The organism is Bradyrhizobium sp. SZCCT0231 (assembly GCF_018130245.1).
In the GTDB taxonomy this organism is placed as follows: Bacteria; Pseudomonadota; Alphaproteobacteria; order Rhizobiales; family Xanthobacteraceae; genus Bradyrhizobium; species Bradyrhizobium japonicum_F.
This window is the reverse complement of record NZ_JAFCKP010000011.1, coordinates 148,499-174,322: the sequence shown is the minus strand read 5'-3', so window position 1 is coordinate 174,322 and position 25,824 is coordinate 148,499. Positions and strand designations below refer to the sequence as shown.

Below are 25,824 nucleotides of genomic sequence, written 5' to 3'. Positions count from 1 at the left end.
GACGAATGCGGTTAATGGCGGGGCCGCCGACGATATGTCACATAGGAGTAGTCAGCGCTGTCGCCGGGTCCGGCAGGATGGCGGATGCGCTCAATCTCGTCCCAATCAGCCTTGTCGATGTCGAAATGCGTGTCGCCTTCGGGCCGCGCATGCACTTCGGTGATCTCGAGGCGATCGGCACGATCGAGCCATTGCCGAAAGATCTCGGCGCCGCCGATCACCGCGATCTCAGTGACCGAACGCCGCAGGGCATCGCCGCGCGCAACCGCGTCCGCATCCACCGCCGACGTCGTGACGATGGCACCTGCGGCGCGATAGGCCGCATCGCGCGTGATGACGATGTTGGTGCGGCTCGGCAGCGGACGGCGGGGCAGGGATTCGAAGGTCCTGCGGCCCATGATCACCGGCTTGCCGATCGTGAGCGACTTGAAGCGGGCCATGTCGGATTTCAACCGCCACGGAATGGCGTTGCCGGCGCCGATGACGCCGTTCTCCGCGATGGCGACGACGAAGACGATCTCCATCAGGGCGCGCTCCCGGCAAGCCGCGTCAGCGCAGGCCCGGTGACGCGGCACAGCGTCCAGTCGTCCATCATGACCGCGCCGAGCGATTTGTAGAACGCGATCGACGGTGCGTTCCAGTCCAGCACCGCCCATTGCAGGCGCGACCAACCGTTCTCGACGCATTCCCGGGCGAGATAGACCAGCAGCGCCTTGCCGAGGCCCCTGCCCCGATGCGACGGCCGCACATAGAGATCTTCGAGATAGATGCCATGGCGGCCGCTGAAGGTGGAGAAATTCGCAAACCACACCGCGAAGCCGACCGGCTCGCCGTTCCACTCCGCGATCGCGCAATAGAGCTGCGGCCTCTCGCCGAACAGCGCGTCGGCGATGTCAGCCTCGGTCGCCTCGACCTCGTGCGAAAGCTTTTCGTACTCGGCGAGCTCACGGATGAAGGACAGAACGAGCCCGGCTTCTCCAGGCTGCGCACGACGGATGGTGAGCGACATAGGGCGCTAGACCGCGACTTCCGCCTTGATGTGCGGATGCGGATCGTAGCCGACGAGCTCGAAGTCCTCGTAGCGGAAGGAGAAGATGTCCTTTACCTCAGGGTTGATCCGCATCACCGGCAGCGCACGCGGCGCGCGGCTGAGCTGAAGCCGCGCCTGCTCCAGATGGTTGGAGTAGAGATGAGTGTCGCCGAGCGAGTGCACGAAGTCGCCGGGCTTCAGGCCTGTGACCTGCGCGACCATCATGGTGAGCAGCGCGTAGGAGGCGATGTTGAAGGGCACGCCGAGAAACACGTCGGCCGAGCGCTGATAGAGCTGGCACGACAGTTTGCCGTTCGCGACATAGAACTGGAACAGCAGGTGGCAGGGCGGCAGCGCCATCTTCTCGACGTCGGCCGGATTCCAGGCGGTGACGATCAGCCGGCGGGAATCGGGAGTGCGCTTGATCATGTCGATGACATTGGCGATCTGGTCGATGCTGCGCCCGTCGGCCGTGGGCCAGGAGCGCCATTGATGGCCGTACACCGGGCCGAGATCACCATTGGTGTCCGCCCATTCGTCCCAGATGGTGACGCCGTTGTCGCGCAGATATTTGATGTTGGTGTCGCCCTTCAGGAACCAGAGCAGCTCGTGCACGATCGCCTTCAGCGGCAGCCGCTTGGTGGTCAGCATCGGGAAGCCGGCGGACAGATTGAAGCGCATCTGATGGCCGAACACCGAGAGCGTGCCGGTGCCGGTCCGGTCGGTCTTCTCGGCGCCGTCTGAAAGAATCCGCTCGAGCAGGTCCTGATACTGGTGCATGTGCCAAAAACCTTAGGAAACGGCAGCCTTCGGGGAGGTGGCGAACTTAACGGCCACCTCTGCGCTCCGACAGCAGCGATTCGCTGCTCCCGTCGATTATACCCGGAAAAATGAGTGTTCCCGGCACAAACGACAAGGGCGGAACTGACGTCCCGCCCTTCTGCCTATCAGCTTGATTGCATTGCCTAAGTTGCCGGCTTGAGCACCGGGGTCCATTTCGCGATCTCGTTCTTGACCAGCGTGGCCAGCGATTCCGGCGTCCGCTCGGCGGGACCCGGGATGACGCTGCCGAGCTCGAGCAGGCGCTTCTTCACCGTCTCGTCGTCGAGCGCCTTGATGGCGGCGGCGTTCACGCTTGCCACGATCGCAGGCGAGGTGCCCTTGGGGGCGAATATCGCGTTCCAGGCCTGGGCCTGGAACTTCGGCAAACCCGCTTCCGCCGTGGTCGGCACGTTCGGCAGCGACGGGTTGCGCTCGGCCGTGGCGATCGCATAGGCCTTGATGGTGCCGGCATTGATCTGCGGGACGGCGTTGACGATCTGGTCGCACATGTAGTCGACCTGGCCCGCCACCAGCGCGTTCATCGCGGGGCCCGTGCCGTTGAAGGGCACGCCGACAGGCTTGATGTCGAGGATCGAGTGCAGAAGCTCGCATGAGACGTGCGAGACCGAGCCGACACCGGCATGCGCGGCGTTCACCTTCTCGGCATTCGCCTTCACATAGGTGACGAACTCCTTGAGGTCCTTCGGCGGAAAGTCCTTGCGCGCCAGGATCAGGATCGGCGTGCCGGCGAGCAGTGCGATCGGCTCGAAGTCTTTCTCGGGGTGATAGGCCAGCTTCGGATAGAGCGGCACGGAGGCGGCATGCGTGCCCATATGCCCGGTGATCAGCGTATAGCCGTCATTGGCCGCACGCGCTGCACGCGTCGTGGCGGTGGTGCCGCCGGCGCCGACCACGTTCTCGATGATGATGCTCTGCCCCAGTGTCTGCGCCATGTGCCCGGTGACTATGCGTGAGATCACGTCAGTCGGCCCGCCGGCCGCGAAGGGCACGATCATGGTAATGCTGCGCGTCGGATAAGTCTGCGCCTCGGCCATTGCGATGAAGGCGCCCAGCGATGCTACCGCTGCTGCGCATGCGCCTGTGAGCGCGCGAACGAACGTCATGGCGATCCCCCTTTGGACACAACAAAATGCCGGCCCAAAGGCCGGCATTTCCATTTCACGAAGCCGTAACACAAGTCGATTCGACTTCCGAATGCGGCGCGCCGACGCAGGACCGAGCCGACTCGGGCGCGGGCGACCTCAGTTCTCGGACTCGGTGAACACCTCGTCGCGCTTGGCGCGCAACACCGGTAGCACCGTAAGGACGAGCAGGCTCGCCGCGACCGCAAGCAGCACCGCCGACAACGGACGCGTCAGGAACACGCTCCAGTCGCCGCGCGAGATCAGCAGCGCCCGGCGCAGGTTCTCTTCCATCAGCGGTCCGAGCACCATGCCGAGCAGCAACGGCGCCGGCTCGAAATCGTGCTTGATGAGCCAATAGCCGACGAGGCCAAACACACCGGCGAGGATGACGTCGACCGGCGCGTTGTTCACCGAATAGATGCCGATCGCGCAGAAGATCACGATCGAAGGGAACATCAGCCGGTACGGCACGCGCAAGAGCCGCACCCAGATTCCGACCAGCGGCAGGTTGATGATGATCAGCATCAGATTGCCGATCCACATCGAAGCGATCATGCCCCAGACGAGATCCGGCTGCTTCTGCATCACCTGCGGACCGGGCACGATGCCATGGATGGTCATCGCGCCCACCATCAGCGCCATCACCGCGTTCGGCGGGATGCCGAGGGTGAGCAGCGGGATGAACGAGGTCTGGGCCGCGGCATTGTTGGCACTCTCCGGCCCCGCCACGCCCTCGATCGCGCCGCGGCCGAACCGCGACGGGTTCCTGGCGAGCTTCTTCTCGAGCGTATAGGCCGCGAACGACGCGATCACCGCGCCGCCGCCGGGCAGGATGCCGAGGATCGAGCCGAGCACGGTGCCGCGAAGGATCGGCGGCGTCGAGTCGGCGAGGTCCTTCCTGGTCGGCATCAGGCCGGTGATCTTCTGCTGCACGAGGTCGCGGTTCATCTCGGCGCCATGGTCGAGATTGCGGATGATCTCGGCGAAACCGAACACACCCATCGCCACGGTCGCAAAGCCGAGACCGTCGGCGAGTTCCGGAATGTTGAAGGCCATGCGCGAGGCGCCGGTCTCGATGTCCGAGCCGACCATCGACAGCAGCAGGCCGAACACGATCATCGCGATCGCCTTCAGCACCGAGCCCTTGGCCAGCACGACCGCGAAGATCAGGCCGAGCACCATCAGCGAGAAATACTCGGCCGGGCCGAACGCCAGCGCGAGCTTCGTCAGGGGTGCGCCGAGCAGAGCGATCAAGACGGTCGCGACGCAGCCGGCGAAGAACGAGCCAATCGCGGCGATCGCCAGCGCCGGGCCGGCGCGGCCCTGCTTGGCCATCTGGTGACCGTCGATGGCGGTAACGACCGAGGTCGCCTCACCGGGTATGTTGACCAGGATCGACGTGGTCGAGCCGCCATATTGGGCACCGTAATAGATGCCGGCGAGCATGATCAGCGCGCCGACTGGCGGTAGTCCGAAGGTGATCGGCAGCAGCATCGCGACGGTCGCGATGGTGCCGATGCCCGGGAGAACGCCGACCAGCGTGCCGACCAGGGCGCCGATCAGGCACATCAGGAGGTTGATGGGAGAGAACGCGACGGCGAAGCCGTGAGCGAGGTTGGCAAAGATATCCATCACGCCCTCACTGGTTCAGGAAACGCGGATACATCGGCATGGGCAGCCCGAGCACGTACGGGAACAGGATTGCGCAGCCGAGCGTCAGGCAGGCGCCGACGATGACCGCTTCCAGCCAGCGCGTCTCGTGCGAGCCCGTCGCCGCGATCATGAAGCTGGTGAAGGCCGTGACCACAAGGCCGAGCGACCGGATCGTAAGCGCGAAGAAGAGGATCGCCGCCATCACGAACAGCGGTCCGCGCCAGGAATAGTGGGCGAGCGCCGCTCCCTCCGTCATGAGGCCCGTCAACGCGATGCCGGCAGACAGGGCAACCAAGAGCCCACCGAACATGCGTGGCGCGGTGCCCGCACCGAAGGAGAAGCCACGCATGCCCTGCAGGTCGCTCGACGCCCACAGCGCGAACAGGGCAACAGCCATCAGGACAACGCCGCCGACATAATCTTGCGCCGACCGGATCGTCATGAACAGTGTGAGGATCGCCACCGCGAACAGCGGATAGGAATAGATCAGCGCCAGAAGCGCCTCGGACGACGCCTTCTTGGTGCCGCCGCCGAACGATCCGAATATGGCACTGGGCGCGCCGGCGAGCAGCGCCGTCGCGTGGCCGGTGACGACCGCCGCCGGGCCGCGGCCGGCGCCCCAGCCGAAGATCGTCCCGATCGACCAGATCAATTCGAAAATCTGCGGCGCAATCGCCAGCAGACAAAAGCCGAGCGCCACCTGGGTGTTTCGGGTGGCTGTCGCTGAGTGGCCCATCGTGTCGGCCATGCCTGTCTCCTCCGCGACCCGTAAGTCACGAGCACTGTTGTTCTAAATCGGCTGGATAGGGATCCCCGCCCGGATCACTGCCTAGCGATTTTCATCACACAATGCCAGCAAAACCCAACACGCCTCCGGCGAGGAGAAGCCAGAGTGGATCGATGCGCGCGGCCGTGGTGATCACCGCAACCGTTGGTCAGGAGCAGTGCAGCAATTGCGCGATCGGTTGATTGGGCCAGGATCAGGGCACTCGCCGCCATCAAACCGATCCAGAGCGGAACCAGTGCAGCCTGAATCAGGCCGGGCCAGCGCGATTGGCTGGGGCGGCTCAGGCGCCGGCTGACATAATAGGCAAGCAGCGCCGTCGGCAGGCACATCGCCGGCGTTGCGGCCAGCGCGCCGGGGATGCCCGCGACGGCATAGCCGATTAACGCCACGATAAGCACGTTCGGACCTGGCGAGAGCTGCGCGATCGCAGAGGCTGCCTGCCAGTGACCGCGATCCGGTGCATCTCGGGCGCCGCCGCCGCGGCTCCCCCGACGGCGACATCGGACCGCAGGTCGAGATCAGCGCCCGGACCGGGCTGTGGCCGGTCATGCTGCTACTTTCCGCCGCAGGAAATTAAGTGACGCCGACACTGGCGGGGATCGCGACCAGCAGCACCGCCTGGAGCGGCAGGCGAAACAAACCGATGGCGAGGAACAACGGTCCCGAACCTATCCAAAGGGAACCGCAGGATCGCCCTTCCAACCCTCTGTTTTTTGGGAGCTTTGCCCCCTATATTGGGGGTGCCGGTTCGCCGGCTATGGAAATAAACGGTCGTCGCAATAAACCATTCGGACCCGGGGGCGGTACCCGGCGCCTCCACCAAAGCCCAGTAGCGGGCGAGCTCTGAAGCTGAGCTTTGGCGGGGGCGAAATAGGATCGACGAGGGCGTAAAGGGCGTGCTTTTTCCCGGTATTGTTCCGCCGTTATCGGGCTACTGCAATAGTTGCCAACGACAACTTTGCTCCGGTTGCTCAGGCTGCGTAACGCAGTTTGAAAGACCACTCTAAAGTCCTAGCGGGTTAAGCTCCGCTAGGCGGGGTTCGGAGGCACCTGGCAACAGAAGCCTCCACTTCACTCTTTGATTTCTTCCCCCGCGGGGACTCCTGCTCACCCCTCAGGCGCGGTACTATTGCGGCTTGGCGAGTCGGGCCGGCAGGGTCCGGCTTCGGGGATGCAACAGGACCACCATGGCGACCGATCATATCCGATACGATGTGCTGGCCCGCGATGCGCTGCGCGGCGTGCTGCGGAAGGTGCTGACCGATGCCGCGGCCCATGGCCTGCCGGGCGAGCACCATTTCTTCATCACCTTCGTGTCGAAAGCCGAGGGCGTGAAGCTGTCGCCGCGGCTGCTGGCACAATATCCGGAAGAAATGACGATCATCCTGCAGCACCAGTTCTGGGACCTGACCGTGCACGAGGACCGCTTCGAGGTCGGCCTGTCCTTCGGCGGCATTCCGGAGCGGCTGGTGGTGCCGTTCGGCGCCATCAAGAGCTTCCTCGATCCGTCCGTGAAGTTCGGCCTCCAGTTCGACACCTCCGACGTCGCCGAGGTCGCGCCCGAGAACTTGCCGGCTGCGCCCGCGCCATCGGCCGTATCGGTCCCGGCCCCTGCCACGGAAAAGGCAGAAGCTGCCGACGAACCGCCTCCACCGAGCCAGGGCGGCGCCGAAGTCGTGCGGCTCGATCGTTTCCGCAAGAAATGATCTAGGTTGGGCCCGAGCCCGTCGCACACAGCCAAACTCTCTATATAGAGAAGCACATGAAAAGACCGTGCGGCGTTTCGCGCGGCAGAATGGATGTGCTCATGGCCAAGACGACCGCCAAGACGACCCGCCCCTCACGCTCCGCGACCCGCATCGAAACCGACAGCTTTGGTCCCATCGAAGTCCCAGCCGACCGCTATTGGGGGGCCCAGACCGAGCGCTCGCGGCAGAACTTTCGCATCGGCACCGACCGTATGCCGATTGCGCTGGTGCATGCGCTCGGCATCGTCAAGCTGGCGGCCGCACAGTCCAACCTCGAGCTCGGCCTGCTCGACCAGCGCCGCGCCAAGGCCATCATCCGCGCCGCGCGCGAGGTGATCGAGGGCAGACTGGACGACCATTTCCCGCTTGTCGTGTGGCAGACCGGCTCGGGCACGCAGAGCAACATGAACCTCAACGAGGTGATCGCCAACCGCGCCAATGAGCTGCTCGGCGGCGAGCTCGGCGCCAAGAAGCCGGTGCATCCCAACGATCACGTCAACATGAGCCAGTCGTCGAACGACTCGTTCCCGACCGCGATGCACATCGCGGCGGCGAGCCGCATCAATGCCGATCTCGTCCCTGCCCTCGGCGAACTGCTGCGCGCGCTGCGCAAGAAGGAGAAGGAGTTTTCGAAGATCGTGAAGATCGGCCGCACCCATACCCAGGATGCGACGCCGCTGACGTTGGGTCAGGAATTTTCCGGCTATGCCGCGCAGGTCGAAAGCGGCATCGCCCGGCTCAAGATCGCGGTGAAGGACCTCTATCCGCTGGCGCAGGGCGGCACCGCCGTCGGCACCGGCCTCAACTCGAAGCCGCGCTTTGCCAAGCTGTTCGCAAAGCACGTTGCCGGGATTACGAAGCTCCCCTTCACCAGCGCCGCCAACAAATTCGAGGCACTGGCCTCGAACGACGCCTATGTGCTCGCGCACGGCGCCATCAATTCGGTCGCGACCGGCCTGTTCAAGATCGCCAACGACATCCGCCTGCTAGGATCGGGTCCCCGCTCGGGGCTGGGCGAATTGATCCTGCCGGAGAACGAGCCGGGCTCCTCGATCATGCCGGGCAAGGTCAACCCGACGCAGTGCGAGGCCATGACCATGGTGTGCTGCCAGGTGTTCGGCAATCACACCGCGATCACGGTTGCCGGCAGCCAGGGCCATTTCGAGCTCAACGTCTACAAGCCCGTGCTGGCCTACAACATGCTGCACTCGATCCGCCTGATGGCGGATGCCGCGCGCTCCTTCACCGAACATTGCGTCAGCGGCATCCGCGCCGACCAAAAGCGCATCAAGGAGCTGATGGAGCGCTCGCTGATGCTGGTGACGGCGCTGGCCCCGAAGATCGGCTATGACAACGCTGCCAAGGTGGCCAAGACGGCGCATGCCAACGGCACCACGCTGAAGCAGGAGGCGCTGCGGCTCGGCTTCGTCTCGGCCGACGAGTTCGACCGGCTGGTACGCCCCGAGAAGATGACCAGCCCGGGATAAATTCCGAATTCCGATAGTCCTCCGTAATGATACGGACGCTCGGCGCCCAAAAATATGCGGCTTTGAGGGCGGGATTTGATTACCGTCAATGTTGCGGCGGGACGGCGTGTTACGCAGCTCTTCTGCCCTCGACGGGGCGAAATTCATCGTTTGATGGCCCAAGGGGCCGATTGACGAGGACGAGCGAATGGCGATCAAGTCTTGTAGGGCGCAATGCGGCACCCTGTTTCTGAATGTTTCATCCTGCCTGAAGAGGAGCGGATGATGGAGACGCGGCATGGGGAACGTCATCAACCTGAATCGTTTCAGGAAGCGCGCCGAGCGGGAAGCCTCGGCGAAGCAGGCCGACGTCAACCGGGCGAAGTTCGGTCGCACGAAGGCGGAACGGTCGGCGGAGGAGAAGCGGGCGGACCAGGCCAAGGAGCATCTGGACCAGCACCGGATCGATCGCGAGGAGCAGCCATGAAGTCGCCGGTCGTGAAACGGTCGATCGTCGTCGCCGGTCACAAGACCAGCGTCAGCCTGGAAGAGGCGTTCTGGAACGGCATGAAGGAAATCTCCGGCCTGCGCAACATGACGTTGTCCGAGCTGGTCGGCGAGATCGACAACAACCGCCAGCAGGGCAATCTGTCGTCGGCGATCCGTCTCTTCGTCCTGGACTACTTCAAGAGCCGCGCCATGGCAGCCCAGCCGGACAAGGTCCCGGCCCAATAGCCGTCGGGAACGCCCTCGACGGCGCCCCGGCCTGTGCACTTTAAAATCACTCTAAGGTGCACCTTCGGCGGGCGCGTGCGCTTGACCTCAATGCCCTGCGTTGAAAATACAGGGCATGACCGACACCACCGACACGCCTTCGCACATGCCGCTGGGTCTGGCCCAGCGTGGCTTTACCGGCGTCATCCAGCACCTTGCCGCCAACCGGGCGGGCTCGGCGCTCTCCGACGTCGAGCTCGAGAGCCGCCTGATCGAACTCGGCTTCGTCGAGGGCGCCCGGGTCGAGATCTTGCATGAGGGGCTGGTCGGGCGCGATCCGATCGCCGTGCGGGTCGACAGCATCACCATCGCGGTCCGCCGTCGCGAAGCCATGGCCATCATCGTCGCCTAGATTGCGACGGGACGCTTCATCACAAGCCGTTTGCCGGGCCCTTGATCACATGGAACTACCCCTGCTGCATCTCGCCCTGGTCGGCACGCCAAACAGCGGCAAGACCTCGCTGTTCAACGCCCTGACCGGCAGCCGGCAGAAGGTCGCGAACTATCCCGGCGTCACCGTCGAGCGCAAGGAAGGCTTCTTCGTCACCCCGGTGGGACGCCAGGTCTCGGTGGTCGACCTGCCCGGCACCTATTCGCTGCGCGGCCGCAGCCCGGACGAGGAGATCACCCGCGACTTCGTGCTCGGCAAGGCCACCGGCGAGACGGTGCCCGATCTCGTGCTGTGCGTCGCCGATTCCACCAATCTGCGCCTGACCATCCGCCTGCTGCTCGAGCTCAAGCGCACCGGACGGCCGATGATCCTCGTCCTCAACATGTTCGACATCGCGAACCGCCGCGGCATCACTGTCGACGTGGAGCGGCTCGCCAAGGAGCTCGGCGTGCCCGTGGTCACCTCGATCGCGGTGCGCAAGGGCGGCACCGCCGATCTGTTGGCACTGACCGACGAGATCTCGGCCAAGCTCGCCGCTGGGCCTCAGAAGAACAGCTGGCGTGCGCTCAGCGTCAGCGAATTGCGCGCCACCCAGCGCGAGGCCGACCGCATCATCGCCGACTGCGTCAGCCTGCCTGCGAGCCCCGACACCTGGACGGCTCGGATCGACGCGATCGTGCTGCACCCCGTAGGCGGCCTCATCGTGCTGGCGCTGATCCTGTTCGTGATGTTCCAGGCGGTGTTCGCCTGGGCGCAGCCGCTGATGGAGCTGCTCAACTCCGGCTTCGACGCGCTGGGCGAGCTCGTCCACAACACCCTGCCCGCCGGCCTGTTGCAGAGTTTCCTTCAGAACGGCGTGATCTCGGGCGTCGGCAGCGTCATCGTGTTCCTGCCGCAGATCATCATCATCTTCCTGTTCATCCTGCTCCTTGAAGATTTCGGCTACATGGCGCGCGCCGCGTTCCTGATGGACCGCATCATGGGCGGCGCCGGCCTGCACGGCCGCGCTTTCATTCCGCTGCTGTCGAGCTTTGCCTGTGCCATTCCCGGCATCATGGCGACGCGCGTCATCGACAACAAGCGCGACCGGCTGACCACGATCCTGATCGCGCCGCTGATGACCTGTTCGGCGCGCATTCCGGTCTACACGCTGATCATCTCCGCCTTCATTCCGGCCAGGGACGTCTGGGGCTTCATCAACCTCCAGGGCCTCGTGATGTTCGGCCTCTACGCCACCGGCATCGTCAGCGCGCTTGCCGTCTCGTTCCTGATCAAGTTCTTCATGCTGCGCGACTTTGCGCCGGCGCCGTTCATGCTGGAGCTGCCGGACTACAAGATGCCGCGGCTGAAGTCGATCGCGATCGGGGTCTATACGCGGGCCAAGATGTTCCTGCACCGCGCCGGCACCACGATCTTCTCGATGATGGTGCTGATCTGGTTCCTGGCCTCGTTCCCGCAGCCGCCGGCGGGCGCGACCGAGCCGGCGATCGATTTCAGCCTGGCGGCGATCATCGGCAAGGCGCTCGAGCCGCTGCTCGCCCCGGTCGGCTTCAACTGGCAGATCGCGGTCGCGCTGATCCCCGGCATGGCGGCCCGCGAGGTCGCGGTCGCAGCCCTCGGCACCGTCTATGCGATCGAAGGCGGCAAGGAAGCGGCCGAGCAGATCGGCCAGGTGCTGGCGACGAAATGGTCGCTCGCAACCGCCCTGTCGATGCTGGCCTGGTACATCTTCGCCCCGCAATGCGCCTCGACGCTCGCCGTGATCCGGCGCGAGACCGGGAGCTGGACCTGGATGGGCGTAACCTTCACCTACATGCTGGTGCTGGCCTATGCGGCGAGTTTCGTGACGTACAACGTCGCGGTGGCGCTCGGGGCGGGCTAGCCCTTCTCAAAACAAAAACTGCGAAAACAACCCCATGCACAGTAGACGGGGGTTGTGAAATCAATGGGTTACGCGAGCGCGAGTCCGTGGCCCGGATGGAGCGCAGCGAAATCCGGGATTCTCGCCCAAAGCACCACCGCCCGGGATTACGCTGCGCTCCATCCGATCTACGAGCCATGGCCGGTTGCGCCGTCGGGCAAAACACTGGCATGATGGTATGATCAGCCCGCGGCGATAGCAGCATGAACGACGACACGCCACAGAAGCGGCGATCGGTCTTCACGGATCACTTCAGCACCGACAGGCTGACCGCCGAGCGACTGAGCCAGGATCACCTCGCCGACCTCGTTGCATTGCATCTCGATGCCGAGGTCTCCCGCTATCTCGGCGGGGTGCGGACGCCCGAGGTCACGAGGGCCTATCTCGCGACCAACATGGCCCATTGGGACCAGCACGGCTTCGGACTCTGGACACTGCGAACGAAAGACGGGGCCTTCGCCGGACGGGCGGGCATCCGGCACATTCTCGTGGACGATGCCGACGAGATCGAGATTGCCTACGCGTTCCAACGCGAATTCTGGGGCCAGGGATTTGCAAGCGAGATCGCGACTGCGCTGACGGACATCGGGCTGTCACAGCTCGCGCTGCCGTCCCTCATCGGCATTGTGTATGTCGGGAACGGTGCATCGCGCCGCGTGCTGGAGAAATCGAACTATCTCCTCGAGCGGAGCACGATAAGTCGCGGCGAGGACGTCGTGATCTACCGCATCCGGCCGTGAGCGAGACAACCGTCCGTCATTGCGAGCGCGAAGGACGAGCCTTACCTGAAATATCCCAGCACGAGATCGAGATCCGAGCTGCCGGCGACCGTGCCGTTCAGCTCCGCGTCGATGACGCGGCGACAGGCTTCGATCGCGGCGTGGTCGCCGAGATCGTTGGCGGCCTCGAGCACGAGCCAGGCGGCGTCCACCGACGCCTTGTCCGGTGCTCCACCGCCGAGATCGGCGGTGACGGCATTGCTGAGATTCTTCTTGCGAACGGCGGTGCCGAATTGAGGCAACATTGAAAATACTCCCCTTCGGATTCCGGGATGATGCTCAGTGCACCCGACTAGTGGACCTGGAGCTCGGGCTGACGGCCCGTAACGGTCTCGACACCCGCGCTATTCTTGCGCGACTGGTAGAACTTCAAGATGCTGCGCGAGGTCGCGATCTTGAGCCGGCCGTACTCGCGCTCGTTGTCCTGGAGCTCGCGCGCCGTGATCAGATGATCCTTGGCGCCGAGGAACAGGAGCGACATCGTCGTGTCCCAGGAGAAGTCGAGCGCCTTGCACAAGACCAGGATCATCTCGCGATTGCGGTCCATCAGCGCGCGCTCGATCACGTCGACAGGCAGTGACGACAGCAGCGACAGGCCGATCTGCACCTCGTCGAAACGGTGCTGGCGCGCATAGTTCGAGATGGAGTCCTGATTGAGGTTGCCCTGCCGGTACTGCGTCGTGACCACGCGCTTGGCGACGAAATAGCTGCGCGAGGACGGGCCGAACTTGGACTGGAGATCGCCGGTGACCTCGGTCACCGAGCTCTGGATCTGCGCCATCATCTCGGGCCGCTCGGTCTCGAGGCGGCGGCGGACGTCTTCCGACGCCTTCGAAATGAGCTGCTGGAAGATGTGGCGCGGCACGTCCTTGCGCAGGCCGAGCTGTTCAGCGAGAATCGAATCGCCCTCGGCGCGGCGGACCATGTGCAACAGGCCCGATCCGGAGAAGCGCGCGCCCTCGTTCTTCGCAACCGACGTCACGACCTCCTGGTTGCCGCGCTTGACCAGCACGTCGGTCACGGCCTCGCCGAGCGACTGGCGCTGGGAAATCGCGAGCAGATGCGCCTGGCCCTTGGTCATGGCGCTCTCGACCAGCATCTTCTCGTCGATGCGATTGGAGTTGCGCAGCACCGGGCCTGCGACCTCGATCTCATCGGCGAGGGCGAGCTTTTCGATCACGTTGAGCGGGGCGTGATCGCACGCCGACATGACCTCAGAGAGCTGCGCGCGCGCAGCAACCTCGATCTCGTCGGCGAGCCGGCCGATGACCTCGCCGAACATGCTGATCTCGTCGTCGCTGTAGCGGCCGGTGATCAGAATATCGGTCGCATGCCACAACGCCTTTGCCCTGCTTTCGTCGGTGCCGCGCGCGATCGCGTCGTCCAGATCCTGTAGAAGCGATTTCGCCCCGTTCATCTCGATCACCCCAATTCTTGGTAGCCCTTTGGCGAACCGTCTCGCGCCGCTCGCGGCGAGACGCCAAATTCCTCTGGGAACCGATGCTAGAGATGAAACGCGAGAATTCAGTAAAACCGGCAAATCAGTTTTGCCGACGAAAATTCATTCAAATGCGAGGGAATGGGTTAAGAGGCGGGGCAGAGATCGCTCCGAACAGGCTTGAAGCACTGATGCCTCTCCGGCGTCATGGCCGGGCTTGTCCCGGCCATCCACGCCTTGCCACGAAGGAGAAAGAACGTGGATGCCCGGGACAAGCCCGGGCATGACGGGGCCCTTTACGGATTCTGCGGGGTCAGCACCAGCGGCGGCTTTGGCCTGGGCTTGGGAGGCGGCGGGCCCGGGGCGGGCTTCACCTCGATCGGCGGCGGCAGCGGCGCGGCCTGCTGGCTTGCGAGCGGCGGGCTCGGCGCGGCCGGAGCTGCTTGCGGAGCCTTCGGCGTCGGCGCAACCTTCGGCTTTGACGGCGCACGGCGCGGATCCTGGCCCGGCAGCGGCACATGGGCGGGCGCCTGCTCGGGCGCAGCATCCGGAGACACCAGCGTCGGCAGCGCGGCCGTTGCCGGCGGCGGCTCGCCGCGCTCGATGGCGTCTAACCGCCGCGTCTCGCGATCGATCGTGCGCACCGCAAGCCATGACGACAGCGGCGCGAGGTCGATGGTGCGGCTCAGCCTGTCGGGGGGGCCTGCCGCGAACAGCTGGATCTCCGGCGGGGCACCGGAGAGCCCCGTCATGATCGGCGTCAGGCTGGCGCGGATGTCGGCCTGGTCGGCGGGAATGTCGTAGCCGCCGGAGACGATGGCGCGGGCGTTCTTCGCTTCCAGCGGCGTTGCGCCGACCCGCAGGCGGCCGTCGCGGATCGTGAACGGGATCTGCGCCGAGGGCACCGCAATGCGACCCGCCGACAGCGCCGGCTCGACGAGCTGCCGCAGCCGGTTGTCGTCATTGACCTGGCCGCCGTCGCTGGCGCGGATGGCGATCTCGAACGCGCGGGGATTGAGGCCGGCGATCTCGGCGGATTCGAGCGTCACCGTCCCGTTGCCGGCGAGCGCACCGGTCAAGGCCGCGACGCTGCGGCCCTGGCTGGTCAGCGCCATCTGCACCGAGGCGCGCCCCTTGGGCAGCGCGAGGTCGCGATAGCGCAGTGCCGCCGCATCGACATTGCCGAGCTCGATGCGCGCGTTCAGCGCAAGACCACCCGCGCCATTGCGCGCGTCGAGGCTCGCAGACATCTCGCCGCCACCGACGCCGCCCTTGAGCGCATCGAGCGCGAGCGACTGGCCGTCGCTCCGGATCGTGCCGCCGAAGGGGCGCAGCTCGATGCCGCCGGGCAACGTCCCGCGCAAGGCCTGGAAGGCAATGCGGCCGCGCCAGCCGCTGACGAGTCCTGCAGCGAGCGGCTCGCCGGACTCATGTCCGGCCGCGCCGATGGCGATCGCGAGCGCCGGCGCCAGATCGAGCGAGTCGAGACCGACCTCGCCGTCGACGCTCTTCTCCTGATCGAGCGTGACCGCGAGACGCCCGCGCAGATGCGAGCCAGCCGCGCTGCCGTCGAGATCGTTGAAGGTCAGGCGGTTGCCGGAGAGCGTGAGGCGCGAGGACAGGCTAACGCCCTGCATGGACTTGTCGGCCGTGCCGGTCCCCAACAGCGGCGCGAGGTTGACGTTGCGCACGCGCAAATTCACGCTGCCTTTGGGCTCCGACAGTTCGACGCTGCCTTGCGCGTCCGCATCGAGCCCGCCGCCGCTGAGCTTTGCGTTCAATTGCACTGGACGGCGCCAGGCGCCGCTCAACCGGCCTTCGAATTGCGAAGCGCCCTCGCCCGCGGCCACCACGCGGTCGAGCCCCAGCAGCGCCAGCAGGGCGCCAGCCTGCGGCGCCGAGACTTTCGAGTCCAGCGTGAAGTCGCTGTTGCGGAGGCGGTCGAGGTCGATGCCGCCGATGGCGGCGGACGGCGTCTGCGCGACCAGCGTCGCGGTGGCCTTGAGCTGCGGTGCGTCGAGGTCGAGCACGATTCGGGCATTGCTGCGATCGGCATGCTCGGCGTTCTTGTCGAGGTTGAGATCGAGCTTCAGACGCGTCGCGCCTGATAATGACGGGAGGGCATCGAGGCGCGCGCGCACCGCGGGCGCAAGCGGCTCGATCAGCGCGGTGAGCTCACGCAGCGAGCTGCCTGCGGATTTCAGCGCGAGCTTGCCGGTGGCCTTGGTGCGGTCGAAGCTGCCGCTCGCCTCCGTGGTCACGCCGCCGGCCTGGCCGAAGCGCAACTGCTCCAGCGACAGCGATGCGGGGCTGTAGGCGAGCTTGGCCGCGAACGGCCGCAGCTCCTGGCCGGCGGAGATGGCGCGGCCGATATCGAGCGAGAGCTTTGCTTCCTCCGGCCATTCGCCCTGCGGCCCGGCAAGCGCGCGCACGAAACTTGCGGCGGCATCGAGGTCGAGCCGGTCGGCCCTGAGCTCCGCATCGATCCGCGAGCCCTTGCTCGCGCCTGATTGCACGAAGGCGATCCGGCCCTCCACCGCGCCGCCTTCGATGTCGGCCTTCAGCCTGTCGATGGCGAGATGATTGGCGGCGATCGTCACGTCACCGGCGAGGCGCAGCGGCCGCGTGCTGCGGCGGTTGATCTCGCTGCGGCCCTGCAGCCAGGCGACCAGCGTGTCGGGGTCCGAGGACTCGACGCTGAGCCGGCCGCTGAAACTGTCGGCGCCGGGAGCCGCGCCATTGAGCGAGAGCTGCGTCATGCCGGGCGCGCGCAGCTCGAGCCGCCGGAAGGTCCAGGATCGACCGTCGGTCGCAAGCTCGGTCGCGATGTTCTGGAGCGGACGGCCGCCGAGCATGATCTGATCGGCATTGAACTCGATCTGCGCCGGGATCGGCACCTGCGGGATCGCCGCCAGCCCTGCGCGTAGCGCCGGCAGGACGCGCTGCGGATCGGCATCGTCCCTGGCGGTCAGCCTGTCGGCATCGACCTGCCGCGCCGACAGCACCGCGCGCAGCAACGGCGAGGCGCCGAACCTGAGATCGCCGACGCCGCCGAGCTTCAGCGCGGCGTCCTCCGTGCCGAAGCTCGCATCGATCTGATCGAATTTCGCGCCGGCCGGATCCGCCTTGAGCCTGGTCGCGAGCTTCCAGGGCGTCGGCCCCGCCTCGCCCGCCTTCTTGGTCGCGGGCACGGCGAGCGTCAGCGCGCCGTCGAATTTCGGCTGGCGATTGTCGAAGGCGAGCACGCCTTCGAGATCGGCGAGGATGGCGCGCTCGCCGGGATCGATGTTGAGGTGGAGACGGGTCGCGCTGCCGTCGGCGCTGGGGCCGGAGGAGACGCGGAACGGGTAGCGCACTCCGCCAGCGGTGAAGCTGCCGTCGCCGCGCACCGAGCCTGCAAGCGAGCGCACGTCGCCGGAGAAGGCGATGTCGCTCAATTCCAGCGTCGAGCGGCTGGCAGCATCGTGCAAGGCGATGCGGCCGGTGAGGTTCAGCCGCTCGATGGCGAGGGACGCCAGGTTGAAGGTGCCGCTCGCGGTGGACGGCAAATCGACCCGCCCGCGCGCGTCCAGGCCAAGATCGACCGCCATGCCGCCCACCGAAAGCTCGGTGGCACGCCATTCGCCGCGCATCAGCGAGCCCAGGCTGAACTCGACGTCGAGCTTGTCGGCGCGCAGGCGGCCGAGATCGTTGTTGCCGCCGAAGGTGACCTGGCGCAGCCGCAGCGTCGGCGCCGGCAACAGCCGCGCATCGAGCTCGCCCGCCACCCGCACCGGCACGCCGATGATCTTGCCAGCCTCCGCCTCGAACTGGGGCCTGAACTGGTTCCAGTCGATGTAGTAAGGCCCGATCAGCGCGGCCAGCAGCGCAATGATGAAGGCAATCGCCAATCCGAGCAGCGTCGTCTGCACGGGTCTCCCCTCGGCCAAACCGGCCCGGGCCGAACCTGAGGGCCTCAGGCGCGCCGGAACAGCCCCTTATATAAGGGGAAGTGTGGCGAAGTCACAGCGACTGTTGCGCGCGGAGGTTAACGCGCGCCCCTCACCAGCTCGCCGGCAGCCGCTTCAGCCCGCGCAGCACGAAGGTCGGCCGCCATTCCGGGTTTGCGACGTCGTCGATGCGCAAATCCGGCAGCCGCCGCAGCAACGTGGCGATGGCGATCTCGGCCTCGATGCGCGCCAGCTGGGCACCCAGGCAGAAATGGATGCCGCCGCCGAACGACAGCGGCTTGACGTTCTGACGGGTGACGTCCAGCCGGTCGGGCCTGTCAGGGTAGACCGCGGGATCGCGGTTGGCCGAGCCGAGCAGGCACAGCACGGTCTCGCCCTTGGGAATTTTCACGCCGCCGAGATCGTCGATATCCTCCAGCGCGACACGCCCGGTCATCTGCACCGAGGAATCGTAGCGCAGGAATTCCTCGATCGCGTTCGTCATCAACTCCGGCCGCGCCTTGAGCAGCGCGAGCTGGTCCGGATTGCGGTGGAGCGCCAGGAGGCCGTTGCCGATCAGATTGACGGTGGTCTCGTGACCGGCCACGAAAAGCAACATGATGTTCGCGGTCAATTCCTCGTTGGTGAGCTTGTCGCCGTCCTCCTCGGCCAGCACGAGCTGGGTCGTGAGGTCGTCTCCCGGATTGCGGCGCCGCAGTTCGAACAACTGCTGGAAATACATCTGCGCCATCAGGTTGCGTGCGTTGCCCTGCTTGATCTCGTCCGGCGTCATGGGGACAGGATCCAAGATTCGCACGCCATCGCTCGAGCCCTTGTGGAACCCCTCGCGGTGCTCTTCCGGGATACCAAGCATATCGCAGATGATCGTGACCGGTAGACGGAACGCGAAATCCCCGATCAGGTCCATCTGACCGCGCTCGATCACGGCATCGATGGCCTGATCGACGACCTCCTGGATTCGCGGCCGCATGTCCTCCACGCGCCGCGCAGTAAAGGCCTTGACCACGAGGCCGCGCAAACGGGTGTGATCCGGCGGGTCGGCCTGCAGCATCGTGTGGCCCAAATTCCGAAAGACGGGCTCGTCCATGATCCTGTCGCTGTAGCGGCGCTTGGAGCGCTCGACGAAATCCTTGCCGAAGCGCTTGTCGCGCATCACGAGGCTGACATCGGCGTGGCGGCTGGCGACGAACTGGCCGAACGGCGTCACATGGATCGGATAGATCGCGCGCAGCCGGTCATAGTGCGGATAGGGATCGCGGATGAAGTCCGGCGACAGCGGATTGAACAGCGGATCAGCGCCGGCGCCGTGCACATGCTCATTCATGGTGACCTCGGATCGGTTGCCGCATGACACACGCAAGGCTGCCCCAAAGCCTGGCGTAACCATCCCTGAAATTATCAACTCGATACATTATTGTATCGAGTTGCAGTTTGCCCTAACCTGCGCCGATGTCAAGGGTGAGAACCAGACCGACCAGGGACGACACGCGCGACAAGCTGTTCGAGGCGGCCGCGCGCGTGTTCGAAGAGGACGGCATCGGCGGCGCCAGCATCGAGGCGATCGCGGCGGCGGCGGGCTTCACCCGCGGCGCATTCTATTCGAACTTCAAGAGCAAGGACGAATTGATCATCGCCATGATCGAGGACCATGTCGCGCAGTCGATCCGGCGCAACATGGACATCCTCGCGCAGCACGACAATCTCGACGATTTCATCGCGGCGCTGAAGGCGATGGATCGCAGCCGGCAGGATCCGCTGGGACGCTCGCCCCTGCTCCACATGGAGATGATCCTGTTCGTCGCGCGCGCCGAGAAGCGCCGCCCGGAGCTCGCCAAACGCCTGCGTGCGCGGCGCAAGCTGGTCGCCGACATCGTCGAGGCGACATCGAAGAGCAACGGGCGCAACGTCAATCTGAACCCGCCCTGGATAGCTTCCGTCGTGCTCGCGCTGGAGGACGGCTTTCGCCTGCACCGGCTGATCGATCCGGAGACGACGCCGGCCGACAGTTTTTTGCGCGCGATCACGGATCTCAGGCGCAGGACGGGGCTGGCCTCCGCCTAGCGAAGAGCGACCTGAGCCGCCGAGCTGCGGGATTTGTCGCAGGATCGGACAAGGCATGTCCGCTTTGGGAAAGACGCTTCGATCCGCGCCGCGCCACAAACGACCCCCATCGTTCGAAGCCAGGGTTCCGTCCTGCCAGAGTTCCGGAGCGGCGCAGCCACGCCGGTGTCCCTTGTCGAGGCCCTGAGGGCGGTTGCCGGCCTTCCGCCAAAGGCGCGGGCGAGCTTTTGCTGGGGCCGATGCGTTCGCGGCACCTACGCCCCCTCGGATCGGGCCAAGGAGATCACCAGGTCCCGCAACTTCACCATGCCGTCCCGGGTGCTGGCGCGCTTCTCGGCGGACTGCGACAGCCCGAACGCGGACGACACGCACGGGTGCTCGCTGCGCGGCTTCAGCTTCCGGCTCGGCCGCGGCCATCAGCGCTCCGAGATTCTCACCCAGAGCGCCCCGGTTCATTTCGCCAGAACGCCCGACCAGATGCTGGCTTTCCTGCAGGCACGCATGCCGGGACCGGACGGCAAGCCGGACATGGCGCAAGTCGCGGCATTCTCCGCCGCCAATCCCGAAACGCTGCGTCAGGCAAGCTACCTTGCCGCAAATCCGCCGCCCGCAAGCCTTGCCCGCACGACCTATTGGGGCGTGCACGCCTTTCCCGCAACGAACGCCGGGAGTGAGACACGGTTCATCAAGTTCAAGGTCGTGCCGGTCGGCCAGGAACGCAGGCCGGCCGAGGACGCGGCCAAGGACGCGGCCAAGTCCACCGGCTTGTTGCGCGATCTCGAATCCCGGATTGCGGCGCGCGATGTCAGGTTCAGCGTGATGGCGCTGCTGGACCGTCCCGGCGACCCCGTCATGGACGTGACCATCCGTTGGCCCGACGAGGATGGCCGCGAAGCGGTGCGCCTCGGAACGATCGTGATAACAGGCCCTGAATCAAGCGAGGCGTGCGACGCGGCCGCGTTCAATCCAGCCAATCTTGCCGAAGGCATCGGCCATCCGCCGGACGAGATGTTCGCGGCACGGTGCGCCGCCTACGTCATCTCCCAGGCCGGGCGACGCTGAGCGCAAAGCTCAGGTTTCGCTATCCAGCACGCCCTGCGCCTCACGGCGCCACATTCCCGGGCTGATGCCGACCACCGAGGAGAACACCCGGGTGAAGTGGCTTTGATTGGCGAACCCGGCCGATATCGCAATCTCCGCCAGCGACAGGTCGCGCACCGTCATCAACTGCTTGGCCGTGTCCACACGCTGGCGCAGCAGCCATTGGTGCGGCGGCAGGCCGGTCGAGACGCGAAATGCGCGCGAAAAATGACTGACGGAGAGATCGAACTCGGCTGCGATCCTCTCCAGCGAAAGCTTGCCGCGGAGATCGGACTCCAGCCTTTCGCAAGCCCGCTTGACCTGCCAGGGGGCAAGGCCGCCGCGCGCCGGCTCGGCGGCGCGCCGCAATCCGCCGTAGGTCGTCGCGACATGTGCGGTGAGCGCGAGCATCATGTGGTCGATGAAGAGCTGGTTGGCCTCTTCAGGCTGCCGCAACGCCGCCAGGAACGATGCGCCGAGATGGCGGATCGTCACATCGTCATGGCCGACGCCGGGCTGATAGGCGAGCTCACCGATCCGCGGCGCGCCGCTTTGTCTCGCCATGTCGTCCAGCGCCGAACGGGGCAGATGGAAGAACAGGGAATGGAAGGGCTTGTCGATCACGTAGCGCGGATCGCGTTTCAGATCGTACAGATATGTGGCGCCGGCGCGGATATCGCTCTTGACCACGCATCGGCCGCGCTCCCAGCACTCGCAATCGGCGAAATCGCGGAATTTGAGGCTGACGAGATAGGCGTCCTCCGCAGGCATCGACTCGGAAAGGCGCGCGATGGGATGGTCATCCCGGGTTTCGGTGACGGCGAGCTCGGCGCTGCGCAGCGAACGCGTGACCAGCGTCGGCGGCGCATCCTTCAAATGCAAAAATCGTTCGAGCTTCTGCGCGAAGGCGCCCGCCTGTGTCATGGGAGTGCATCTCGGACGTGAAAAAATGGAGAGCGAAGGCGCCACCGCCAAATCACGTGCCATTATCCGACATCGGCAAACGACGGTCCAGACTTGCGCGCTGGAACCGTAGCCGTGTGACCCCTCGCCGCATCCATTGTCACAGAACGTTTTCACAAGAGATCTCAACGGATTTTGACGCCTGTCACGCGATCTCGCTCAACATCTCCGCAACTCGTCGCCCGCCCATCGTGCGTTTGTGAAAACGCGCGCATGCATGGCGCATTCGCCTGCGCCCATCGCCGCTTCATGCCGAGCGACAGGAGCGATGCACGCGTCGACGTCGACTTGGGCCCTCTCACCGTCTGTTCGGTCTCGGCTGCTCGCTACTTCTTCTTTGCAGGTCCGAAGTCCGGCTGCCAGGCTGCTTCCTTGCGGGACGGGGCCGCGGCGATCACCTTGGCCTTGTCCTTCTTCGGCTTCTTGGCTTCGCGGTTGCCGCGTTGCTGGCCCTTTGCCATGTCGCTCTCCTTTGCCGGTTTGAGTTCGTCGAATTCATTCGGCTGCAGGACCCGGCCGCGCGGGGTGCAGACCCTGACGTCCATGTAGCCCTCGCGCAGCAGTTTTTCCGCAAGGCGTAGTGCGACCGTCGCAGTTCCGCGGCCGAGATTGGAGCTGCCGTATTCGTTGGTCCCGCTGACCAGATACGGCACGCGTGTTGTCCTAGCCATTGAGGACTGCGGCTCCGCATACGAGAAGCAGAAGAAACAGCGGAACGATCACCGGCGGCACGATCCATTCCGAAATGCGAACACGCGACATCGAACGCTCCTGCGCAGCCGTCGGCGGGAGCACACGTGCCCTCAGTCACCGATCGAAGCCGTCGAGACGCGCGGTGATGGCAACGAGCCTACGCTCGCGCCGAACCAATAGCGAGCGTTAAGTGCCTCTTGCCGCCGCACCGCGACATTATCGTTTGCCGGTACGGAGAGGATAGTGCTGGCTATTGCCGTGCCAAGGGCGCATGCTCGCGGCAGCCGGCACCGGTTGGGGCTTCACTTGCGAAAGGCAGGCGTGCATGACCATCCGCTCGCGGCGAAAATCCGTCTCTTGCGAATGCGCAAGCTGCAGACGCGAGCATCGCCGATGACTGACCAGCCGGTCGATCTCGACAGGCACCGTGGCATGGCCGCGCAGAAGGCCACCGATCTGCGCCGCGCGCTGGCCGAGGTCGAGGCCCATGTCAGGGAGCTGCGCGAGCGCGAGGCCGATCTCGAGCACCGCATGATGACGGTGCCCGCTGCATCCTGGCCGGAGGCCGCGGTGAAGGCGCGCCATCTGCTCAACCTCTATGCTGCGAGTCTTCCGGCAGAGGACACGCGCCACCGCGCGCTTGTGTCGGCGCTGTTCGACGATTTCGCGCGGCTGTCCGGGGACGGCTGAGGCGAGCGACGGCCGCCTGCATTCTCGACACGTGCATGCTCGGCACGAGCCGGGAAGCGGGCGCGCGGTCCCGGTCAATGATTGGATGGCGCGAACTCGCCGGGAAGCGAACACGTAACGGAGTGAGCCATGACCCTGACCAGCGGCCGCTTTATTGGCCACGAATACGACCGGATGATCGTCCGGTTCTCGATGCATGACGGCGCCAAGGAGATTCCTTGTGCGATCTCGACCTCCGCGATGGACGCTCTCGAGCAGGGCCCGCAAGTCAGGCCCGAGCAGCGGGAAGCCCAATTCGTCCGTCTACGGGATCGCATCGAAGCATGCGCTGCGGGCAAGTATCGCGCCACGGAATTCGAAGGCACTCCGCCGGGCATCGTGCTGCGAGGCATCGATTTCAGGCCATAGGATTTCAGCCCATAAGGAAGACAGCTCGCGACGGTTTGGCCAGGCTTTTCTGCGGCGTCACGGGTGACGCAGCATGGCGCAAGATCCGGAAGCAGATCGTTTCTACTCCGACCTTGCTTTGATCTCCGGCAAAGGCGGCTTGCGCTCGAAAGGCTTCTTTTTCGGTGGCGCGGGCAGCAATCCCTCCCTGATCGCCTGCTTCCGGGCGAGCTTGCGGGCGCGGCGAATGGCCTCGGATTTCTCGCGGGTCTTTCTCTCGGACGGCTTTTCGTAGGACCGGCGCTGCTTCATTTCCCGGAAGACGCCCTCGCGCTGCATCTTCTTCTTGAGAACGCGAAGTGCCTGCTCAACATTGTTGTCTCTGACGAGTACGTGCAAATGATCCTCCTGGCTCGGGCTGCGAATGCGAGACGTCCTGCAGGGCAGCCAATTGCGCAGGAGCTTCATTGCGATTGTTGAGGATAGCAGCGGCGACATTCGTCGCGGCTTCGGACGAGCCGATCTGCTTGTCAAAGCGAGCAGCTTGGTGGCGTCAACGTGACCATTGTCGCGCTGCACTGTCAATCGATAACGTCCTGCCTGCAGGTCGACGGACACACGCAAGGCGCCTCGATCGGAACACAAGACCTGCCTCGCGGAAAACAAACTGGCCTCGCTCCTTGCAAAAACGTGAAAGTCATATATATTGAACTCGTTCGATTAGCCGCTGTGCCTTGTTGAATGCGCCCGCGGGCTCCTTTTCCAAAGACATGGACGAAGTTGAAGATAGCCGCGTGATTGTCGCGCGGGATGCGCTTGCGCGCTTTGGAGAAGAAAATGACGACAGGTACAGTCAAGTGGTTCAATGGCCAAAAGGGCTTCGGTTTCATCCAGCCGAGCGACGGCGGCAACGACGTGTTCGTTCACATCAGCGCCGTTGAAAGGGCTGGTCTTGCAGGTCTCGCAGAGGGCCAAAAGGTCAATTTCGAGATCAAGACCGACAAGATGCGAGGCAAAGTCAGCGCTGAGAACCTCTCGCTGGCTTGATATCGTGGCGCCGTTTCACGGATGTACTGAAACGGTTGCTTTGCCCGCTCAATCCCGGGATTGAGCGGGTTTAGTCGTTGTGGATCCGGGTGAACGATGAGCACCAAGAAACCCGCAGAGCCGTCACCCGAAAGCATCGCGCGTTCCGATCGCAGGCGCCTGGCCGCTGAAGAGGGCGCGCGGGCATTGGCCGACGTCGAAAGGCAAGCCATCGAGGTTCGCAAGAACATGGCGCGGCTCCGAGAGGTACGCGAGGCGAAGGAAGCGGCTGATGAAGCCGTTCGGGCAGATTTGCCAGCGCCTGCGCTCAGGAAGCGTTCAAGGAAGCCGGCGCGATAGTCGTCTTCAACGCCGCCGGCGAAATCTGAAGTGCCGATCACATGCCGGAGAGTGCAGATCGTGCCTAAAATCAAGCCAGACCAAGGGACCATCACCTTCTTTCTCGCGTCCGGCTCGGATCGGCAGATGTGCCGGCTTGCCACGACCTTCAACACGCAGAAGCAGGCCTTCAGCTATCTCCAGAAGCATCGAACGGAGTTCGAGCGTATGGCGCGGGCGCGCCTGGCTTCAGGCGAGCTCGAGGACGGCATTGTCGTGCTTTCGATGCTCAGTGCGGAGACATGAGCGAGAGCACTTTTGGCGGTCTCAATCGGCCCGTCGAACTCTTTGGTCGACGAATGTCGCTCTCAAGACCGGGCCGCTCGCATCCCGAACATTGATGGCGATGCCATCGCTGCTGGCGAACGGCTCGAGCTGTTTGGCAATGTCGGCAAGCGACAGCGCCGCCTCGACCTCCGCTGCTCGCCGGCTGGCCAAATCCAGGCCTTCTTCGTCTACGACGAGCGCTTCACCATCCCAGATGTCAAAGTAGAATTGCGACACTAGGTCTTCCTCTCTGACTGGCCTCGTCGTTCAGCCTCCCTCGCCAGCCGTTCAGCCTTCAGTCGCTCCCGATTGGCGTGGAAAGCCTGCTCTGCTTTCTCGTAATCGGTCACCGGT

General features: G+C 64.9%; 28 protein-coding genes, 1 other RNA gene and 1 pseudogene. 15 read left to right on the top strand and 15 right to left on the bottom strand.

The genetic code is table 11. The annotated features are described in order from the left end of the window. Positions 1-11 precede the first annotated feature (11 nt). The 7 genes and pseudogenes from JQ566_RS23720 to JQ566_RS23690 all read right to left on the bottom strand — a co-directional run bounded on the left by JQ566_RS23720 (position 12) and on the right by JQ566_RS23690 (position 5,986). A complete protein-coding gene (locus JQ566_RS23720; protein WP_212376316.1) occupies positions 12-524 on the bottom strand; it encodes a dihydrofolate reductase in 513 nt (170 codons plus the stop codon). Beyond that, positions 524-1,009 (bottom strand): GNAT family N-acetyltransferase, encoded by a 486-nt coding sequence (locus tag JQ566_RS23715; protein WP_212376313.1) that lies wholly within the window; start codon positions 1,007-1,009, stop codon positions 524-526. Before JQ566_RS23715 ends, JQ566_RS23720 begins: the two co-directional genes overlap by 1 nt. Positions 1,010-1,015: 6 nt before the next feature. After that, positions 1,016-1,810, bottom strand: a complete 795-nt coding sequence (locus JQ566_RS23710; protein ID WP_212376310.1) for a thymidylate synthase — start codon at positions 1,808-1,810, stop codon at positions 1,016-1,018. Positions 1,811-1,995: 185 nt separating this feature from the next. Next, entirely contained in the window at positions 1,996-2,976 is a 981-nt protein-coding gene (locus JQ566_RS23705) for a tripartite tricarboxylate transporter substrate binding protein BugD (protein ID WP_212376308.1), read from the bottom strand. A 138-nt stretch (positions 2,977-3,114) separates the two neighbouring features. Next, positions 3,115-4,629: a tripartite tricarboxylate transporter permease gene (locus JQ566_RS23700; protein ID WP_212376305.1), complete on the bottom strand. Its 1,515-nt coding sequence runs from the start codon at positions 4,627-4,629 to the stop codon at positions 3,115-3,117. Positions 4,630-4,636: 7 nt separating this feature from the next. Further along, on the bottom strand, positions 4,637-5,398 hold the full coding sequence (locus JQ566_RS23695) for a tripartite tricarboxylate transporter TctB family protein (protein WP_212376304.1): 762 nt from the start codon (positions 5,396-5,398) through the stop codon (positions 4,637-4,639). A gap of 94 nt (positions 5,399-5,492) precedes the next feature. Then, positions 5,493-5,986, bottom strand: a pseudogene (locus JQ566_RS23690) (chromate transporter). 154 nt (positions 5,987-6,140) lie between these two features. On the opposite strand from JQ566_RS23690, the gene ssrA reads away from it, so the two are divergent. From ssrA to JQ566_RS23650, 8 genes are all read left to right on the top strand, one after another. Further along, positions 6,141-6,508, top strand: a transfer-messenger RNA (tmRNA) gene (gene ssrA, locus JQ566_RS23685). Positions 6,509-6,624: 116 nt separating this feature from the next. Beyond that, a complete protein-coding gene (locus JQ566_RS23680) occupies positions 6,625-7,143 on the top strand; it encodes an SspB family protein (protein ID WP_212376301.1) in 519 nt (172 codons plus the stop codon). Between the two features lie 89 nt (positions 7,144-7,232). Continuing rightward, positions 7,233-8,672, top strand: coding sequence for a class II fumarate hydratase (fumC, locus tag JQ566_RS23675; RefSeq protein ID WP_212376298.1), 1,440 nt, complete (start codon positions 7,233-7,235; stop codon positions 8,670-8,672). A 277-nt stretch (positions 8,673-8,949) separates the two neighbouring features. Continuing rightward, a complete protein-coding gene (locus JQ566_RS23670; RefSeq protein ID WP_212376295.1) occupies positions 8,950-9,138 on the top strand; it encodes a DUF4169 family protein in 189 nt (62 codons plus the stop codon). Beyond that, on the top strand, positions 9,135-9,386 hold the full coding sequence (locus JQ566_RS23665; protein WP_025038043.1) for a ribbon-helix-helix domain-containing protein: 252 nt from the start codon (positions 9,135-9,137) through the stop codon (positions 9,384-9,386). Before JQ566_RS23670 ends, JQ566_RS23665 begins: the two co-directional genes overlap by 4 nt. Before the next feature lie 115 nt (positions 9,387-9,501). Beyond that, on the top strand, positions 9,502-9,777 hold the full coding sequence (locus JQ566_RS23660; RefSeq protein ID WP_212376293.1) for a FeoA family protein: 276 nt from the start codon (positions 9,502-9,504) through the stop codon (positions 9,775-9,777). A gap of 49 nt (positions 9,778-9,826) precedes the next feature. Next, positions 9,827-11,698 (top strand): ferrous iron transporter B, encoded by a 1,872-nt coding sequence (feoB, locus tag JQ566_RS23655; RefSeq protein ID WP_212376290.1) that lies wholly within the window; start codon positions 9,827-9,829, stop codon positions 11,696-11,698. Positions 11,699-11,940: 242 nt separating this feature from the next. Continuing rightward, the gene (locus JQ566_RS23650) at positions 11,941-12,477 is read left to right on the top strand and encodes a GNAT family N-acetyltransferase (protein WP_212376287.1); all 537 of its coding nucleotides are present in this window, start codon (positions 11,941-11,943) and stop codon (positions 12,475-12,477) included. A 41-nt stretch (positions 12,478-12,518) separates the two neighbouring features. On the opposite strand, the gene JQ566_RS23645 is transcribed toward JQ566_RS23650, so the two are convergent. From JQ566_RS23645 to JQ566_RS23630, 4 genes are all read right to left on the bottom strand, one after another. Then, positions 12,519-12,761 carry a hypothetical protein gene (locus JQ566_RS23645; RefSeq protein WP_212376285.1) on the bottom strand — a complete coding sequence of 81 codons (243 nt, stop codon included), beginning with the start codon at positions 12,759-12,761 and terminating at the stop codon, positions 12,519-12,521. A gap of 47 nt (positions 12,762-12,808) precedes the next feature. Then, complete coding sequence (locus JQ566_RS23640; RefSeq protein ID WP_212376282.1) at positions 12,809-13,933, bottom strand: DUF2336 domain-containing protein; 1,125 nt, start codon at positions 13,931-13,933, stop codon at positions 12,809-12,811. 317 nt (positions 13,934-14,250) lie between these two features. After that, entirely contained in the window at positions 14,251-17,865 is a 3,615-nt protein-coding gene (locus JQ566_RS23635; protein ID WP_212376279.1) for an AsmA family protein, read from the bottom strand. Positions 17,866-17,995: 130 nt separating this feature from the next. Then, the gene (locus JQ566_RS23630; RefSeq protein ID WP_212376274.1) at positions 17,996-19,228 is read right to left on the bottom strand and encodes a cytochrome P450; all 1,233 of its coding nucleotides are present in this window, start codon (positions 19,226-19,228) and stop codon (positions 17,996-17,998) included. Positions 19,229-19,353: 125 nt separating this feature from the next. Here JQ566_RS23630 and JQ566_RS23625 point away from each other — a divergent pair, with 125 nt between their 5' ends. Next, positions 19,354-19,965, top strand: coding sequence for a TetR/AcrR family transcriptional regulator (locus JQ566_RS23625; protein ID WP_212376271.1), 612 nt, complete (start codon positions 19,354-19,356; stop codon positions 19,963-19,965). Positions 19,966-20,130: 165 nt separating this feature from the next. Then, complete coding sequence (locus JQ566_RS23620) at positions 20,131-21,027, top strand: catalase (protein WP_434057838.1); 897 nt, start codon at positions 20,131-20,133, stop codon at positions 21,025-21,027. 9 nt (positions 21,028-21,036) lie between these two features. Here JQ566_RS23620 and JQ566_RS23615 read toward each other — a convergent pair whose 3' ends face one another. Both JQ566_RS23615 and JQ566_RS23610 read right to left on the bottom strand, forming a co-directional pair. Then, positions 21,037-21,969 carry a helix-turn-helix domain-containing protein gene (locus JQ566_RS23615; protein ID WP_212376268.1) on the bottom strand — a complete coding sequence of 311 codons (933 nt, stop codon included), beginning with the start codon at positions 21,967-21,969 and terminating at the stop codon, positions 21,037-21,039. 365 nt (positions 21,970-22,334) lie between these two features. Beyond that, a complete protein-coding gene (locus tag JQ566_RS23610) occupies positions 22,335-22,679 on the bottom strand; it encodes a hypothetical protein (protein ID WP_208639247.1) in 345 nt (114 codons plus the stop codon). A gap of 415 nt (positions 22,680-23,094) precedes the next feature. Between JQ566_RS23610 and JQ566_RS23605 the strand changes: the two genes are divergently transcribed. Further along, complete coding sequence (locus JQ566_RS23605) at positions 23,095-23,391, top strand: hypothetical protein (RefSeq protein ID WP_212376265.1); 297 nt, start codon at positions 23,095-23,097, stop codon at positions 23,389-23,391. Positions 23,392-23,520: 129 nt separating this feature from the next. Then, entirely contained in the window at positions 23,521-23,799 is a 279-nt protein-coding gene (locus JQ566_RS23600; RefSeq protein WP_212376263.1) for a DUF1488 family protein, read from the top strand. Positions 23,800-23,901: 102 nt separating this feature from the next. Here JQ566_RS23600 and rpsU read toward each other — a convergent pair whose 3' ends face one another. Beyond that, complete coding sequence (gene rpsU, locus JQ566_RS23595) at positions 23,902-24,177, bottom strand: 30S ribosomal protein S21 (RefSeq protein ID WP_100234872.1); 276 nt, start codon at positions 24,175-24,177, stop codon at positions 23,902-23,904. Positions 24,178-24,615: 438 nt separating this feature from the next. On the opposite strand from rpsU, the gene JQ566_RS23590 reads away from it, so the two are divergent. The 3 genes from JQ566_RS23590 (at position 24,616) to JQ566_RS23580 (ending at position 25,449) form a co-directional block, all read left to right on the top strand. Beyond that, positions 24,616-24,825 carry a cold-shock protein gene (locus JQ566_RS23590; protein WP_100234873.1) on the top strand — a complete coding sequence of 70 codons (210 nt, stop codon included), beginning with the start codon at positions 24,616-24,618 and terminating at the stop codon, positions 24,823-24,825. Positions 24,826-24,921: 96 nt separating this feature from the next. Then, the gene (locus JQ566_RS23585) at positions 24,922-25,164 is read left to right on the top strand and encodes a transcriptional regulator (protein WP_212376260.1); all 243 of its coding nucleotides are present in this window, start codon (positions 24,922-24,924) and stop codon (positions 25,162-25,164) included. 51 nt (positions 25,165-25,215) lie between these two features. Further along, entirely contained in the window at positions 25,216-25,449 is a 234-nt protein-coding gene (locus JQ566_RS23580) for a hypothetical protein (protein WP_212376419.1), read from the top strand. 21 nt (positions 25,450-25,470) lie between these two features. Here the strand turns inward: JQ566_RS23580 and JQ566_RS23575 are convergent, their stop codons facing one another. After that, positions 25,471-25,707 (bottom strand): DUF6894 family protein, encoded by a 237-nt coding sequence (locus tag JQ566_RS23575; protein ID WP_212376257.1) that lies wholly within the window; start codon positions 25,705-25,707, stop codon positions 25,471-25,473. Positions 25,708-25,824 lie beyond the last annotated feature (117 nt).

Bases quoted from the DNA above. Each gene is read 5' to 3' on its own strand.
- JQ566_RS23720 (WP_212376316.1), bottom strand. From the start codon at position 524: ATGGAGATCGTCTTCGTCGTCGCCATCGCGGAGAACGGCGTCATCGGC.
- JQ566_RS23715 (WP_212376313.1), bottom strand. From the start codon at position 1,009: ATGTCGCTCACCATCCGTCGTGCGCAGCCTGGAGAAGCCGGGCTCGTT.
- JQ566_RS23710 (WP_212376310.1), bottom strand. From the start codon at position 1,810: ATGCACCAGTATCAGGACCTGCTCGAGCGGATTCTTTCAGACGGCGCC.
- JQ566_RS23705 (WP_212376308.1), bottom strand. From the start codon at position 2,976: ATGACGTTCGTTCGCGCGCTCACAGGCGCATGCGCAGCAGCGGTAGCA.
- JQ566_RS23700 (WP_212376305.1), bottom strand. From the start codon at position 4,629: ATGGATATCTTTGCCAACCTCGCTCACGGCTTCGCCGTCGCGTTCTCT.
- JQ566_RS23695 (WP_212376304.1), bottom strand. From the start codon at position 5,398: ATGGCCGACACGATGGGCCACTCAGCGACAGCCACCCGAAACACCCAG.
- JQ566_RS23680 (WP_212376301.1), top strand. From the start codon at position 6,625: ATGGCGACCGATCATATCCGATACGATGTGCTGGCCCGCGATGCGCTG.
- fumC (WP_212376298.1), top strand. From the start codon at position 7,233: ATGGATGTGCTCATGGCCAAGACGACCGCCAAGACGACCCGCCCCTCA.
- JQ566_RS23670 (WP_212376295.1), top strand. From the start codon at position 8,950: ATGGGGAACGTCATCAACCTGAATCGTTTCAGGAAGCGCGCCGAGCGG.
- JQ566_RS23665 (WP_025038043.1), top strand. From the start codon at position 9,135: ATGAAGTCGCCGGTCGTGAAACGGTCGATCGTCGTCGCCGGTCACAAG.
- JQ566_RS23660 (WP_212376293.1), top strand. From the start codon at position 9,502: ATGACCGACACCACCGACACGCCTTCGCACATGCCGCTGGGTCTGGCC.
- feoB (WP_212376290.1), top strand. From the start codon at position 9,827: ATGGAACTACCCCTGCTGCATCTCGCCCTGGTCGGCACGCCAAACAGC.
- JQ566_RS23650 (WP_212376287.1), top strand. From the start codon at position 11,941: ATGAACGACGACACGCCACAGAAGCGGCGATCGGTCTTCACGGATCAC.
- JQ566_RS23645 (WP_212376285.1), bottom strand. From the start codon at position 12,761: ATGTTGCCTCAATTCGGCACCGCCGTTCGCAAGAAGAATCTCAGCAAT.
- JQ566_RS23640 (WP_212376282.1), bottom strand. From the start codon at position 13,933: ATGAACGGGGCGAAATCGCTTCTACAGGATCTGGACGACGCGATCGCG.
- JQ566_RS23630 (WP_212376274.1), bottom strand. From the start codon at position 19,228: ATGAATGAGCATGTGCACGGCGCCGGCGCTGATCCGCTGTTCAATCCG.
- JQ566_RS23625 (WP_212376271.1), top strand. From the start codon at position 19,354: ATGTCAAGGGTGAGAACCAGACCGACCAGGGACGACACGCGCGACAAG.
- JQ566_RS23615 (WP_212376268.1), bottom strand. From the start codon at position 21,969: ATGACACAGGCGGGCGCCTTCGCGCAGAAGCTCGAACGATTTTTGCAT.
- JQ566_RS23610 (WP_208639247.1), bottom strand. From the start codon at position 22,679: ATGGCTAGGACAACACGCGTGCCGTATCTGGTCAGCGGGACCAACGAA.
- JQ566_RS23605 (WP_212376265.1), top strand. From the start codon at position 23,095: ATGACTGACCAGCCGGTCGATCTCGACAGGCACCGTGGCATGGCCGCG.
- JQ566_RS23600 (WP_212376263.1), top strand. From the start codon at position 23,521: ATGACCCTGACCAGCGGCCGCTTTATTGGCCACGAATACGACCGGATG.
- JQ566_RS23590 (WP_100234873.1), top strand. From the start codon at position 24,616: ATGACGACAGGTACAGTCAAGTGGTTCAATGGCCAAAAGGGCTTCGGT.
- JQ566_RS23585 (WP_212376260.1), top strand. From the start codon at position 24,922: ATGAGCACCAAGAAACCCGCAGAGCCGTCACCCGAAAGCATCGCGCGT.